At 64.5% G+C, this 12,482-nt stretch carries 13 protein-coding genes; 2 read left to right on the top strand and 11 right to left on the bottom strand.

The window, feature by feature from the left end:
- Positions 1-50 precede the first annotated feature (50 nt).
- On the bottom strand, positions 51-1,280 hold the full coding sequence (gene tyrS, locus AC3WOB_RS28940; protein WP_492276918.1) for a tyrosine--tRNA ligase: 1,230 nt from the start codon (positions 1,278-1,280) through the stop codon (positions 51-53).
- Positions 1,281-1,537: 257 nt separating this feature from the next.
- Between tyrS and AC3WOB_RS28935 the strand changes: the two genes are divergently transcribed.
- Positions 1,538-2,947, top strand: a complete 1,410-nt coding sequence (locus tag AC3WOB_RS28935) for a M23 family metallopeptidase (RefSeq protein WP_013391417.1) — start codon at positions 1,538-1,540, stop codon at positions 2,945-2,947.
- A gap of 74 nt (positions 2,948-3,021) precedes the next feature.
- Positions 3,022-4,155 (top strand): anhydro-N-acetylmuramic acid kinase, encoded by a 1,134-nt coding sequence (locus tag AC3WOB_RS28930; protein WP_492276917.1) that lies wholly within the window; start codon positions 3,022-3,024, stop codon positions 4,153-4,155.
- 66 nt (positions 4,156-4,221) lie between these two features.
- On the opposite strand, the gene erpA is transcribed toward AC3WOB_RS28930, so the two are convergent.
- The 10 genes from erpA to AC3WOB_RS28880 all read right to left on the bottom strand — a co-directional run bounded on the left by erpA (position 4,222) and on the right by AC3WOB_RS28880 (position 12,447).
- Positions 4,222-4,593 carry an iron-sulfur cluster insertion protein ErpA gene (gene erpA / locus AC3WOB_RS28925; RefSeq protein WP_013391415.1) on the bottom strand — a complete coding sequence of 124 codons (372 nt, stop codon included), beginning with the start codon at positions 4,591-4,593 and terminating at the stop codon, positions 4,222-4,224.
- A gap of 86 nt (positions 4,594-4,679) precedes the next feature.
- Positions 4,680-5,426, bottom strand: coding sequence for a DUF6776 family protein (locus AC3WOB_RS28920; protein ID WP_041654831.1), 747 nt, complete (start codon positions 5,424-5,426; stop codon positions 4,680-4,682).
- Between the two features lie 43 nt (positions 5,427-5,469).
- Entirely contained in the window at positions 5,470-6,534 is a 1,065-nt protein-coding gene (argC, locus tag AC3WOB_RS28915; RefSeq protein ID WP_013391413.1) for an N-acetyl-gamma-glutamyl-phosphate reductase, read from the bottom strand.
- Between the two features lie 210 nt (positions 6,535-6,744).
- On the bottom strand, positions 6,745-7,137 hold the full coding sequence (gene rpsI, locus AC3WOB_RS28910) for a 30S ribosomal protein S9 (protein ID WP_006217310.1): 393 nt from the start codon (positions 7,135-7,137) through the stop codon (positions 6,745-6,747).
- A gap of 9 nt (positions 7,138-7,146) precedes the next feature.
- The gene (gene rplM / locus AC3WOB_RS28905; protein ID WP_013391412.1) at positions 7,147-7,575 is read right to left on the bottom strand and encodes a 50S ribosomal protein L13; all 429 of its coding nucleotides are present in this window, start codon (positions 7,573-7,575) and stop codon (positions 7,147-7,149) included.
- Positions 7,576-7,874: 299 nt separating this feature from the next.
- Entirely contained in the window at positions 7,875-8,585 is a 711-nt protein-coding gene (locus tag AC3WOB_RS28900; RefSeq protein ID WP_013391411.1) for an ABC transporter ATP-binding protein, read from the bottom strand.
- A complete protein-coding gene (locus AC3WOB_RS28895; RefSeq protein WP_492276916.1) occupies positions 8,582-9,370 on the bottom strand; it encodes an ABC transporter ATP-binding protein in 789 nt (262 codons plus the stop codon). Before AC3WOB_RS28895 ends, AC3WOB_RS28900 begins: the two co-directional genes overlap by 4 nt.
- Positions 9,363-10,238 (bottom strand): branched-chain amino acid ABC transporter permease, encoded by an 876-nt coding sequence (locus tag AC3WOB_RS28890; RefSeq protein ID WP_013391409.1) that lies wholly within the window; start codon positions 10,236-10,238, stop codon positions 9,363-9,365. Before AC3WOB_RS28890 ends, AC3WOB_RS28895 begins: the two co-directional genes overlap by 8 nt.
- Positions 10,239-10,241: 3 nt before the next feature.
- A complete protein-coding gene (locus AC3WOB_RS28885; protein ID WP_041652165.1) occupies positions 10,242-11,123 on the bottom strand; it encodes a branched-chain amino acid ABC transporter permease in 882 nt (293 codons plus the stop codon).
- A gap of 169 nt (positions 11,124-11,292) precedes the next feature.
- Complete coding sequence (locus AC3WOB_RS28880; RefSeq protein ID WP_013391407.1) at positions 11,293-12,447, bottom strand: ABC transporter substrate-binding protein; 1,155 nt, start codon at positions 12,445-12,447, stop codon at positions 11,293-11,295.
- Between the last annotated feature and the right edge of the window lie 35 nt (positions 12,448-12,482).

The following is a 12,482-nucleotide window of genomic DNA, read 5'->3' as shown; positions in this document are numbered from 1 at the left end:
AAAGGCCCCACTGCCCCTGTCTGTACCCTCAGCGTATCAAAACTTCGCAATCATGGGTTCAAGTTAACACGCGCAAATTTGCGCTTGCCCACCTGAACGACGTAAGTCCCCGCCGGCAATTGCAACGTTTTGTCTTCCACCCGGTCGCCGTTGACGCGCACGCCGCCCTGCTCCACGTTGCGCTGCGCTTCCGAACCGGACGCCACCAAGCCGGCTTCGCGCAGCAGCTTGAGGATGCCCACCGGCGCGCCGCCGATGTTCACCTCGGGCATGTCCTCGGGGATCGCGCCGTCGCGGAAACGGGCCTCGAACGAGGCCAGCGCCTCGTCGGCGGCCTTGGCGGAATGGAAGCGCGTGATGATTTCCTGGGCCAGCATGACCTTGGCGTCGCGCGGGTTGCGGCCGCCATCGATCTCCTGCTTGAGCGCGGCGATGTCTTCCAGCGAGCGGAACGACAGCAGTTCGAAGTAGCGCCACATCAGCGTGTCGGAAATCGACATGAGCTTGCCGAACATCGAATCGGGCGACTCCGAAATGCCGATGTAGTTGCCCTTGGACTTGGACATTTTCTCTACGCCGTCCGTCCCCACCAGCAAGGGCATCGTCAAGATGCACTGCGGCTCCTGGCCATACTCCTTTTGCAGCTCGCGCCCGACCAGCAGGTTGAACTTCTGATCGGTGCCCCCCAGCTCCAGATCGGACTTCAGCGCCACCGAGTCATAGCCCTGCATCAGCGGATACAGGAATTCATGGACCGAGATCGGGATGCCGCCCTTGAAGCGCTTGGTGAAGTCCTCGCGCTCCATCATGCGCGCGACCGTGTAGCGGGACGCCAGCTGGATCATGCCGCGCGCGCCCAGCGGATCGCACCACTCGGAGTTGTAGCGGATCTCGGTGCGGGCCGGGTCCAGCACCAGGCTGGCCTGGGCGTAATAGGTCTTGGCGTTGGCCTCGATCTGTTCGCGCGTGAGCGGCGGGCGAGTGTTGTTGCGGCCGCTGGGATCGCCGATGGTGGAGGTGAAATCGCCGATCAGGAAGATGACGTTGTGCCCCATGTCCTGCAGCTGGCGCATCTTGTTCAGCACCACGGTATGGCCCAGGTGGATGTCCGGCGCGGTCGGATCCAGCCCCAATTTGATGCGCAGGGGCACGCCCGTGGCGCGGCTCCTGGCAAGCTTGCGAGCGAATTCGGACTCGACCAGCAACTCATCGCAGCCGCGCTTCGCTATACGCAGGTCTGCTTCGACTTCGGGGGTAATCGGGGCTTCTGTGGATGACATGGCAGGGGGACCAACTCGGCTTCAGCCGATAAAAAGGTGTAAAAAGTGACGAAAACTATCGAAAATTCTAGCCGAATCAGCTAGGATACCGCCCTAATCATACGCAATTGTCATATATACGCAGTTGCGGTCCGGTTTACACCCCGTCGTTCACAAGATGCGCCCCGCGCCCAGCCCTTGCCCCGAAAATGTGCGCGCGAGGGCAGTTCGTGTCACGCACCCTGCGAGCTCAAGCCACCTGAGAGGGTAACTTCACGATGAATCGTGGCCTCCACGAACTGGCGAGTAGCATCAAGCGCAAAGTTGCTGCCCTGTTTGCGCCCGTTGAGCCCAAGCCCCAGCGCTCGGGACTTTTCCGCCGCACTATTCTCGTCACCGCCATTGGTCTGTTCGCAGGCGCCGCCGCTCTCGGCATGGTGCAGCAACCCGACCGCACCGAACTCCCCCCTTCGCGCATCATCAGCAGCGTCCTGCCGTTAAGCGCCGAGCAAGTCGAAGTCAGCACGCCCAGCGCCGCGCCCTATATCAGCGAAACCCGGATCCGCGCCGGCGACACGCTGGCCGCGGTGCTACAGCGCCTGGAACTGGACGCGCCCAGCCTGCAGACCTTCCTGACGCATGAAGCCAGCGCCCGCAGCATCTACAAGCTGTACCCGGGCCGCTCGGTACAGGCCGCGACGGACGAGGCCGGCAACCTGATCTGGCTGCGTTACATCCACACCCCCGGCAACGAGGCGGATGGCCAGGTCGTGACGCGCATGCTGCACGTCGCGCCCGCGGGCGACAGCTACAAGGCCGAGGAAATCACCGAAAGCACCGAGCGCCAGACCCGCGTCGCCGTGGGCACGATCCGCTCGTCGCTGTTCGGCGCCACCGACGCCGCCGGCATCCCGGACTCGGTCACCATGCAGATGGCCGACATCCTCAGTGCCAAGATCGACTTCCTGCGCGACCTGCGCCAGGGCGATAAATTCCGCGTGGTCTACGAAGTGCGTTCGCACGACGGCCGCTACGCCGGCGCCGGCCGCGTGCTGGCCCTGGAATTCATCAATGGCGACAAGACCTACAACGCGGTCTGGTTCAGCCCCGACGAAAAGAGCGGTTCGTACTACGACTTCGACGGCACCAGCCTGCGCGGCGCGTTCCTGCGCACCGCCCTGAAGTTCAGCCGCATCAGCTCCACCTTCGGCATGCGCATGCATCCCATCCATAAGACCTGGACGGGACACAAGGGCGTGGACTACGCGGCGCCCTCGGGCACGCCGATCCATTCCACCGCCGATGGCACTGTGGAATTCTCCGGCTGGCAGAACGGCTACGGCAACGTCGTCATCGTCAAGCACCACGGCAAATACTCGACGCTGTACGCTCACCAGAGCCGCATCGCCGAAGGCGTCACCAAGGGCTCGAAGATCTCGCAAGGCCAGCTGCTGGGCTATGTCGGCGCCACCGGCTGGGCCACCGGCCCGCACCTGCACTACGAATTCCGCGTGGACAACCAGCCCATCGATCCGCTGTCGGTGGACCTGCCGGTCGCCCGCAGCCTGGAGCCCGCCGAAGTCCGTGCCTTCAACCAGGCCGTGGCGCCGTACAAGGCGCAGATCCAGTTGCTGACCGAATTCCAGCAGACCCTGCCCGACGCGCTGACCAACGTGGCCAGCCGCTAAAGCCGGTCGAACGCTCCCGCAAAGCGGCCCCGCAGGTTCTGCTGCGCGGCCGCTTTTTCTTTGCCGAGGCTCTCGTGAATTCCTCCGTCCCCTTGCAACACCAGGACTCGCAGCTCTACATCGGACTGATGTCGGGCACCAGCGTCGACGGTGTGGACGGCGTGCTGGTGCGCCTGGACGACGGCCAGGCGCCGGCCGTGCTGGCCAGTGCCAGCCTGCCCATGCCGGCCGACCTGCGACGCGAATTGCTGGCGCTGAATCTGTCCGGCGACGACGAGCTGGCCCGCGCCGCCCTGGCCGCGAACGGGCTCGCCCGCCTGTACGCCCAGGCCGTGGCCGCCCTGCTCCGGCAAGCCGGCGTCCAGGCCGGCGAGGTGACCGCCATCGGCGCGCATGGCCAGACCGTGCGGCACCGGCCGGACCTGGGCTATACCGTGCAGCTCAACGCCCCCGCCCTGCTGGCGGAACTGACCGGCATCGACGTGGTGGCGGATTTCCGTAGCCGCGACGTGGCGGCGGGCGGCCAGGGCGCGCCGCTGGTGCCGCCCTTCCATGCCGCCATCTTCGGTGCGCCGCAAGGCCGCGCCGTACTCAATCTGGGCGGCATCGCCAACGTGACGCTGCTTACGCCCGGACAGGCGCCCCGCGGCTTCGACACCGGACCCGCCAACGTTCTGCTGGACGGTTGGTGCCAGCGCCACCTGGGCCAGCCCTATGACGCCGACGGCCGCTGGGCCGCCAGCGGTCAGGTGCTGGCCGCGCTGCTGGAACAATTGATCGCCAGCGAGCCCTGGTTCGCCCTGCCGCCGCCCAAGTCCACCGGACGCGACCTGTTCAATATGCAATGGCTGGATGAGCGCCTGGCGGCGTTCGACGGCCCCAAGCCCGCGCCGCAAGACGTGCAGGCCACCTTGCAGCGCCTGACCGCCCGCACGGTCGCCAATGCGGTCGACGCCGCCGCGGCGGGCACGCAGGAAGTGTTCGTGTGCGGAGGCGGCGCGCGCAACCCGGGCCTGATGCGCGAGCTGGCGTATTGCTTGCAGCGCCCCGTTCGCGCCACGGATGCGCTAGGCGTGCCAGCGCAGGAAGTCGAGGCCCTGGCGTTCGCCTGGCTGGCGCAGGCGTTCGTGCAGCGCAGGCCGGCGGGCCTGCCCGCCGTCACCGGCGCGCGCGGCCCCCGTATCCTGGGCGCGCTGTATCCCGCCTGAAGCCCGTGCCCCAATGCAAAAAGCCCTTCGGCGCGCCGAAGGGCTTTTTATTTCCTGACGGGGCGATTACACCGAGAACGAGGAACCGCAGCCGCAGGTGGTGCTGGCGTTGGGATTGCGGATGACGAACTGCGCGCCTTCCAGGTCTTCCTTGTAGTCGATCTCTGCGCCGACCAGGTACTGGAAGCTCATCGGATCGACGAGCAGTTGCACGCCAGCCTTGTCCAGCACGGTGTCGTCATCGTTCACGACTTCGTCGAAGGTGAAGCCGTACTGGAAACCCGAACAGCCTCCGCCCTGCACGAAAACGCGCAGCTTCAGTTCGGGATTGCCTTCTTCGGCCAACAGATCCTTCACCTTGGCCGCAGCCGAATCGGTAAACACCAGGGGAGCAGGCGGGGCGGCCTGCAGGTCGACGGTTTCAGTCACTGCATTCATGGTTCACTCCTGGCCGGTTCGGCCATATTTCGGTGAGCGGCAACGGCGCTCGCATGGTGTCACTATAGCTCAGGGCTTGCGCAGACTCAAAGTTCGAGCTTGACGCTTCTTGACGCCCGGACGGTATCGCCCTCCAGGACGCTGACCGTCACGCTTTCGGGGACAAATCCCTCGGGCAGCGCCAGGATGCCCTGGCTGCGCTGGTATTGATCGAACTGCAGGGCCAGGGGCGAGGTCTGCACGTTGTCGCCAGGGATGGCGACCGAGCCGGACTCGGCCTTGACCTGCATGGGCGCCAGATCCACCTTCACGGTCTCGCCCTTCAGGACGCCGGTGGCCTGGAAACGCAGGGCGCCCGAAAACGGCGCACTGCCATTACGGCCGCTGCGCATCAGCAGGACCTTGTAGCGCAGGCCGCCGCCGCTGCGATCGATCTCGACGCCGCGGATGTCCACCGAGCCCTCGGGCCCTGGCGGCAGCAATTGTTCGTAGAACGCCAGTTGATCGCGCACCCTGCCGACCTCGGCCTGGACGGTCCGCAACTGCGTTTCCAGTTCCTGGCGCGCGGCGCGTTCGATGACCAGCTCGCCATCGGCGGTGTCGAGCTGACCTTGCGTATAGCGCAGCTGCGTCGACTGTTGGCGCATCGCCTCTTCCTGGACCTCGGCCTGCCGGGCGCTGATCACTACTGCGTCCTGCGGCCGGTAGAGCTTGCGGGCGTAGAAAAAGCTGGCCGAACCGCCCAGCAGCACACCGATCAGCAAGCCCGCGAATACGCGCATCAGCCCGCCCGCAGGGCTAGGTTTAGGTGTGATGGAGGAATCAGCGGGCATAAAGAGCAGCAGCTTGCGGCCCATGGCCGCAAGCCTGCAAACATCAAGGCAGAATCGCGACCTGATCCAGGCCGGTCGATTCAGGGATGCCGAACATCAGGTTCATGTTCTGGACGGCCTGGCCGGCGGCGCCCTTGACCAGGTTGTCCTGGACCACCAGCACGATCAGCTGGTCACCATTGCCGGGGCGGCTGAGCGCGATGCGCAGGTTGTTCGAGGCGCGCACCGAACGGGTTTCCGGCAGGCTGCCAGCAGGCATCACATCGACGAAGGGTTCGTCGGCGTAGCGCTGTTCGAACAGGGCCTGGAAGTCGGTATCGCGGGCCTCGGGCAGGATGCGCGCGTAAATAGTGGAGAACATGCCGCGGATCATCGGCACCAGATGCGGCACAAAGGTCAGGCCAACCTTGCCGCCGGCGATCTTTTCCAGTTGCGCGACGATTTCGGGGTGGTGGCGGTGGCCGGCCACGCCGTAGGCCTTGAAGTTGTCGGAGGCTTCGGAAAACAGCGAGCCCACTTCGGCCTTGCGGCCGGCGCCCGACACGCCCGACTTGCAGTCGGCGATCAGGGTTTGCGCGTCGACCAGCTTCTTGCCGCCTTCCAGCAGCGGCGCCAGGCCCAGCAGCACGGTAGTGGGATAGCAACCGGGGTTACCGATGACGCGGGCCTTGGAAATGGCCTCGCGGTTCAGTTCCACCAGGCCATACTGGGACTCGGCCAGGATGTCCGGGCAGGTATGGGGAATCTTGTACCAGCGTTCGAAGGTGGGGATGTCTTGCAGGCGGAAGTCCGCGGCCAGGTCGATGACGCGGGTGCCCGCGGCGATCAGTTCCTGGGCCTGGGCCATGGCCACGCCGTGGGGCGTCGCGAAGAACACGACGTCGCAATCCGTCAGCGAGGCCTTTTCCGGCGCCGAGAACGCGAGGTTCACGCGGCCGCGCAGGTTGGGATACATGTCAGCCACCGGCAGCCCGTCTTCCTTGCGGGACGTGATGGCGGTCAACTCCACATTGGGATGCTGCGACAGCAAGCGCAGCAGCTCGACGCCGGTGTAACCGGTGCCGCCGACGATACCAACCTTGATGCGGGTGTTCGATGCTTGGGCCATGATGTGTGCTCTTCGTAGAACGAGGATCGATTGTATCGCTCGGGAAAGCGGGTGTTGCGGCTAAGAGCCCGAAATGGCACCGCAGTCCTTCTTTCCGACCGGACGGAATGCGCGGAGTTCCGCGCGCGGCGCGCAGCAACCGGGCAGCGCCGGCGCTGGAACCAAAGGTGCGAAAAAAAGCCCGCCGAAGCGGGCTTTTTGAGCAGCGTATTAACGCTTGCTGAACTGCTTGCGCCGACGTGCCTTGCGGAAGCCGACCTTCTTGCGTTCGACTTCGCGGGCATCGCGGGTGACAAAACCAGCTTGCGACAGTGCGGGCTTCAGGGTCGCGTCGTAGTCGATCAGGGCACGCGTGATGCCGTGACGGACTGCGCCGGCCTGGCCGGTTTCACCGCCGCCGTGCACGTTGACCTTGATGTCGAACGATTCCAGGTGGCCGGTCAGTTCCAGCGGCTGGCGCACGATCATGCGGCCAGTTTCGCGGGCGAAGAAATCGTCGACGGGCTTGCCGTTGACAACGATCTTACCCGTGCCCTTCTTGATGAAAACGCGAGCCACCGAGGTTTTGCGACGGCCGGTTCCGTAATTCCAGTTACCGATCATGGCGTTTCCTTAGATATCCAGCGTCTTGGGCTGCTGGGCGGTGTGCGGGTGCTCGGCACCGGCGTACACCTTCAGTTTCTTGATCATGGCGTAGCCCAGAGGACCCTTGGGCAGCATGCCCTTGACAGCCTTCTGAATGGCGCGGCCGGGAAAACGCTCTTGCATTTTCTCGAAGTTCGTTTCACGGATACCGCCCGGGTACGTCGTGTGGCGGAAGTACTTCTTGTCCTTCGCCTTGGCGCCCGTAACAACGATATCGGCAGCGTTGACGATGACGATGTAGTCACCGGTATCAACGTGCGGCGTGAATTCAGGTTTGTGCTTGCCACGCAGACGACGTGCGACTTCGCTGGCCACACGACCGAGGACTTTGCCCTTGGCGTCGATCACAAACCAGTCACGTTGGACTTCATGCGGCTTGGCCACAAAGGTCTTCATGATGGTTCCTAAGAATAAAAATTTCCCTGGCTGGACCATCCAGCCAGTTCCTTTCCCCGAACTGGGCCGAAATTGCGGAAAAACCCATTGGGTTTCCAGCAGACTTCAGCCGATATCAGCGTCCCGCCTAAGCGTTATTACCCGCCCGTGCAATAGCCAAAACGAGGGAAAGCCTGCGATTCTAACACAGCTGCTCAAAAAGTGGGCAACTGATTGGCCGCAGGAAATGAAGAGGCGGCGCCCCAAGGCGCCGCCCAGCCATGCCAATAACAGGGGACACAGCCCCGCCTGCCCGCCGGTCAGGCGCCCAGATAGGCTTCCAGCACGCGGGGATGACCCAACAGTTCGCGGCCGGTGCCGGTCAGCGCCATGGCGCCATTTTCCAGCACATAGCCGTGCTGGGCGATCTTGAGCGCCTGGCGCACGTTCTGCTCGACCAGGAACAAGGTCAGCCCGTCGGCATTGATCGCGCGCAGCGAGCGGAAGATCTCCTGCACCACGATGGGCGCCAGGCCCATGGAGGGCTCGTCCAGCAGCAGCAGGCGCGGCTTGGCCATCAGGGCCCGGCCGATGGCCAGCATCTGCTGTTCGCCGCCGGACAGGTTGCCGGCGATGCCAGTGATCCGTTCCTTCAGGCGCGGGAACAGGTTGAACACGTATTCCAGGTCCGAGTCGACGTTCTTGAGGCCGCGGCGGTAGGCGCCCAGCTCCAGGTTTTCGAGCACGGTCATGGTGGTGAGGATGGCCCGCCCTTCCGGCACCTGGACGATGCCGCGCGCCACCAGTTGGTGCGGCGCCAGGTTGGTGATGTCCTCGCCTTCGAAGGTGATCTTGCCGCGCGCCTTGGGCAACAGGCCCGACAGCGCCAGCAGCGTGGTCGATTTGCCGGCGCCGTTGGCGCCGACCAGGGCGGTGATTTCCTTGGCGTTCAGGTCCAGGTCGATGCCGCGGACGGCTTCGATGTGGCCGTAATTGACCTCGAGTCCGCGGACTTCCAGCATGACGCTCATTGTGCGGCCTCCGCTTGTTCGGTGTCTTCGTCGTCTTCGCGGCCCAGATAGGCTTCGATGACCTGTTCGTTGTTGCGGATCTCGTCGGGTCCGCCGCAAGCGATGATCTTGCCGAAGTTCAGCACCGCGATGCGTTCGCACAGGCCCATGACGAAGCGCATGTCGTGCTCGATCATCAGGATGGTGTAGCCGCGGTCGCGGATGGCCAGGATCTCGCGCATGAGTTCGGCGCGTTCGCCGGTGTTCATGCCCGCGACCGGCTCGTCCAGCAGCAGCAGCTTGGGCTCTGTGGCCAGCGCGCGCGCCAGCTCCAGGCGGCGCTGCTCGCCGTAGGACAGGTTGTCGGCCAGATCATTGGCCTTGTGATCCAGGCGCATCCAGGTGAGCAATTCGTGCGCGCGCTCGCGGGCGCGCTTTTCGTGCTCGCGGTAGCCCGGCAGGCCCAGCAGCAAGCTGGGGAAGCCGTAGTTCATATGGCGATAGGCGCCGACCACCACGTTTTCCAGCAGCGTCATCTCCTTGAAGAGACGGATGTTCTGGAACGTGCGAGCGATGCCCATGCGCGTGATGCGGTGCGGCTTCTTGTTCAGGACGCTCTGGCCATTGAACGTGATGGTGCCGCCGCTGGGCGGCAGCAGGCCGGTGATGAGGTTGAACACCGTGGTCTTGCCAGCGCCGTTGGGGCCGATCAAGCCGAAGATGGCGCCTTCGGGCACGGACAGGCTGACGTCATGCAGCACATGCAGGCCGCCGAAGCTCTTGGAGACGGAAGAAAGCTCAAGCATGGCGCTTGCCTCCCTGGCGTCCTTGGCGCATCCAGCGCTTGAAGCGCGCCGGATCCCAGATGCCTTGCGGCAGGAACAACACAATCACCACCAGAATCACTCCGTTCGCGACCAGGCGCAGATCGGCAAAACCGCGCAGCATTTCGGGCAGCACGGTAATGATGAAGCTGCCCAGCACGGGACCGGCCAGGCCGCCGATGCCGCCCAGGATCGCCATGGTCAGGATTTCCACGCCACGGTCGAAACCGTATTCGTTGGGACCGATGAAGAAGGTCAGGTGCGCATTCAAGGCGCCGGCCAGGCCCGCGATCATCGCGCCGGCCACGAAGGCCAGCATCTTGTTGGCGCGCACGTCGATGCCCATCAGGCCGGCCGCGGTTTCGTCGCCGCGGATGGCGTCGAACGAACGCCCGATCTTGGAGGCGCGCACGCGCCACAGCACGAATAGCACAATGACCACGGCCAACACCACGTGCCACCACTGCGTCAGCTGCGGGATGCCATTGAGGCCCAGCGCGCCGCCGGTGATGGATTCGGTGTTGAGGATGGTCACGCGGACCACTTCGCCAAAGCCCAGCGTGGCCATGGCGAGGTAGACCCCGGACAGCCGCAAGGTCGGCAAGCCGATCAGGGCGGCCACCAGCGCGGGCGCCGCCATGCCGCCGGCGAGCGCGACCGAGAACGGCGCGTCATAGTTCATGGTGAGCAGCGCGGCGGTGTACGCCCCGATGCCCATGAAGGCTGCGTTGGCCATGGCCAGCATGCCGCAAGCCAGGGTCAGCCAGATGGAGAGGGCCAGCAAGGCGTTGGTGCCCAGCGTGAGCACCAGGTTGCCGTAGATGGCCCAGAAGTTTTCGAATCCGCTCATTCTTTAAGCCTTGCGTTGAACCACTTTGCCGAACAGACCTTGCGGGCGCACCAGCAGGATCAGGAACAGCAGGCCGAAAGCCACCGCATCGCGCATGGTGGAGCCGATGTAGGCCACCGACAGCACCTCGGCGAAGCCCAGGAACAGGCCGCCCAGCATGGCGCCGCGGATGTCGCCCATGCCGCCCAGGATGATGACCGCGATGCCCTTGTGCAGCATCGGCTGGCCCATCAGGGGGAACAGCGCATTGGAGTACAGGCCGATCAGCACGCCGGCCACGCCGCCCAGGGCAGCCGCGGCAAACGAGGTGGTGACGAACAGCTTTTCGACGTTGATGCCCAGCAGCCAGGCGGCCTTGGGCGATTCGGCGATGGCGCGCAGGGCGCGGCCGAATTGCGTGCGGCGCATGACGTACATCAGCACGGCCATCAGCGCGAAAGACAGGAAGATGATGCCCAGCTCGATCACGGTCAGGTGCAGACCGGCGACCTCGATCACTTCCTCGGGCACGGTGCCGTGCGGGAAGCGCAGGTTGCTGGCGCCGAAGATGCTCTGGGCGCCGTTGTTCAGGATGATGCCTACGCCAATGGTGGCGATCATGGGGATCAGGTGGGGCGCGTTGCGCTTGCGCAGCGGCTTGAGCACCAGGTAGTCGATGATGACCCCGGTGAAGCCGGCGACGAAGAACGCGGCCATCAGCCCGGCCCACAGGGGCAGGCTGAATTGCTGCACGACGAACAGTGCCGCGTAGGCGCCAACCATGAAGACGGCGCCATGCGCCAGGTTGATCACCCCGAGCACGCCGAAGATCAGCGTGAAGCCCAGCGCGAACAGTGCATACACACAGCCCAGCGACAAGGCATTGACGAATTGTTGTTCGAACATGATGGGACTTTCCAAAGCTGTGAGGGCCCCATGCAGCGCCCACTGCATGGCCTTGAGCCTCCCGACGGGGAGGCATTTTTTCTAGGGTGACGGCCCTGCGATAAAAAGCGCCTTGCGGACAGCCGCGCCGTCCGCAAGGCGCATCCCCCCGCGCGGGGATGCGTAGCGCTTACTTCTCGATGACGTACTTGCCGTCCTTCGTCACGCTGACGATGGGGGCTTGGTCGGCGTCGTAACCGGCCGGCTTGCCGGCGCGGTCATTGGCCTGGCGGAACTTGAACGGGCCGGTAGCGCCGGTCCAGGTCACGGAGGGCAGCGCGTCGCGCAGGGCCGTGCGATCCTTGGGCAGATCGCCAGAGAGCTTGACGTTCTTCAGCGCCTGGGCGGCGATGTACATGGCGTCATACGACTGGGCCGCGAACTGGTCGGGCGCGCCGTTGAACTTGGCCTTGTAGGCGTCGATGAACTTGACGTTCTCGGCCGCCTTGTTCTCGATCGACCACGGGCTGCCGATCCACAGATTGTTCGACGCGCCGCCGGGGGCCAGGTCGAAAATCTTGACCGAGTTCATGCCGTTGCCGCCGATGACGGGCACGTTCAGGCCCAGTTGACGGGCCTGCACCATGATCGGGGCGCCTTCGGCCAACAGTGCGGACAGCACGATGGCGTCGGGGTTGGTGCCCTTGATCTTGGTCAGCTGGGCCTTGAAGTCCACGTCGCCCTTGGCGAACGTTTCGGTCGTGGTGACCGGGATCTTCTGGTCTTCCAGGGCCTTCTTGAAGTTGTCGTAGCCGCTCTTGGTGAAGACGTCGTCGTTGCCGTAGAGCACCGCCACGTTCTTCAGGCCGGTCTTGGCCTTGACGGTGGAGATGGTGGCCGGCAGCACGTCGGCTTCGGTAACCGAGTTGCGGAACACGTAGTTGCCGATGGAGGTGATGCCGTCGGCGGTGTTGGAGGTGCCGAAGGCGACCGTCTTGGCAGCCTGGGCGATCGGGTCGGCGGCCTGGGCCGAGTTCGACAGCGTCGGGCCGAAGACCATCAGGACGTTGTCCTTGAAGATCAGCTTCTTGAAGACGTTGATCGCTTCTTCTTTCTTGCCTTGTTCGTCCTCGACCACGAGCACGATCTTGTTGCCGTTGATACCGCCGGCGGCGTTGATTTCATCAGCGGCCAGCTGGAAACCGTTGCGGATCGACACGCCGTACTGGGCGGCGCCGCCCGACAGGGCTTCGGCCACGCCGATCTTGATGTCGGCCGCATGGGCAGCCGGGACGATACCGGCAGCGATCAGCGCGGCCAGCAGCTTCTTGGTCTTGGATTGCATGGTTGTTACCACCTTAAAGTCTGTCTCGGAATATT

This window comes from Achromobacter sp. FW305-C-30-7, from assembly GCF_058783105.1.
The sequence above is the reverse complement of the archived record's forward strand: the minus strand, read 5'-3'. Positions and strand labels throughout refer to the sequence as shown.

Coding starts and splice junctions, on each gene's coding strand:
- tyrS (WP_492276918.1), bottom strand. CDS start 1,280: ATGTCATCCACAGAAGCCCCGATTACCCCCGAAGTCGAAGCAGACCTG.
- AC3WOB_RS28935 (WP_013391417.1), top strand. CDS start 1,538: ATGAATCGTGGCCTCCACGAACTGGCGAGTAGCATCAAGCGCAAAGTT.
- erpA (WP_013391415.1), bottom strand. CDS start 4,593: ATGAATGCAGTGACTGAAACCGTCGACCTGCAGGCCGCCCCGCCTGCT.
- AC3WOB_RS28920 (WP_041654831.1), bottom strand. CDS start 5,426: ATGCCCGCTGATTCCTCCATCACACCTAAACCTAGCCCTGCGGGCGGG.
- argC (WP_013391413.1), bottom strand. CDS start 6,534: ATGGCCCAAGCATCGAACACCCGCATCAAGGTTGGTATCGTCGGCGGC.
- rpsI (WP_006217310.1), bottom strand. CDS start 7,137: ATGATCGGTAACTGGAATTACGGAACCGGCCGTCGCAAAACCTCGGTG.
- rplM (WP_013391412.1), bottom strand. CDS start 7,575: ATGAAGACCTTTGTGGCCAAGCCGCATGAAGTCCAACGTGACTGGTTT.
- AC3WOB_RS28900 (WP_013391411.1), bottom strand. CDS start 8,585: ATGAGCGTCATGCTGGAAGTCCGCGGACTCGAGGTCAATTACGGCCAC.
- AC3WOB_RS28895 (WP_492276916.1), bottom strand. CDS start 9,370: ATGCTTGAGCTTTCTTCCGTCTCCAAGAGCTTCGGCGGCCTGCATGTG.
- AC3WOB_RS28890 (WP_013391409.1), bottom strand. CDS start 10,238: ATGAGCGGATTCGAAAACTTCTGGGCCATCTACGGCAACCTGGTGCTC.
- AC3WOB_RS28885 (WP_041652165.1), bottom strand. CDS start 11,123: ATGTTCGAACAACAATTCGTCAATGCCTTGTCGCTGGGCTGTGTGTAT.
- AC3WOB_RS28880 (WP_013391407.1), bottom strand. CDS start 12,447: ATGCAATCCAAGACCAAGAAGCTGCTGGCCGCGCTGATCGCTGCCGGT.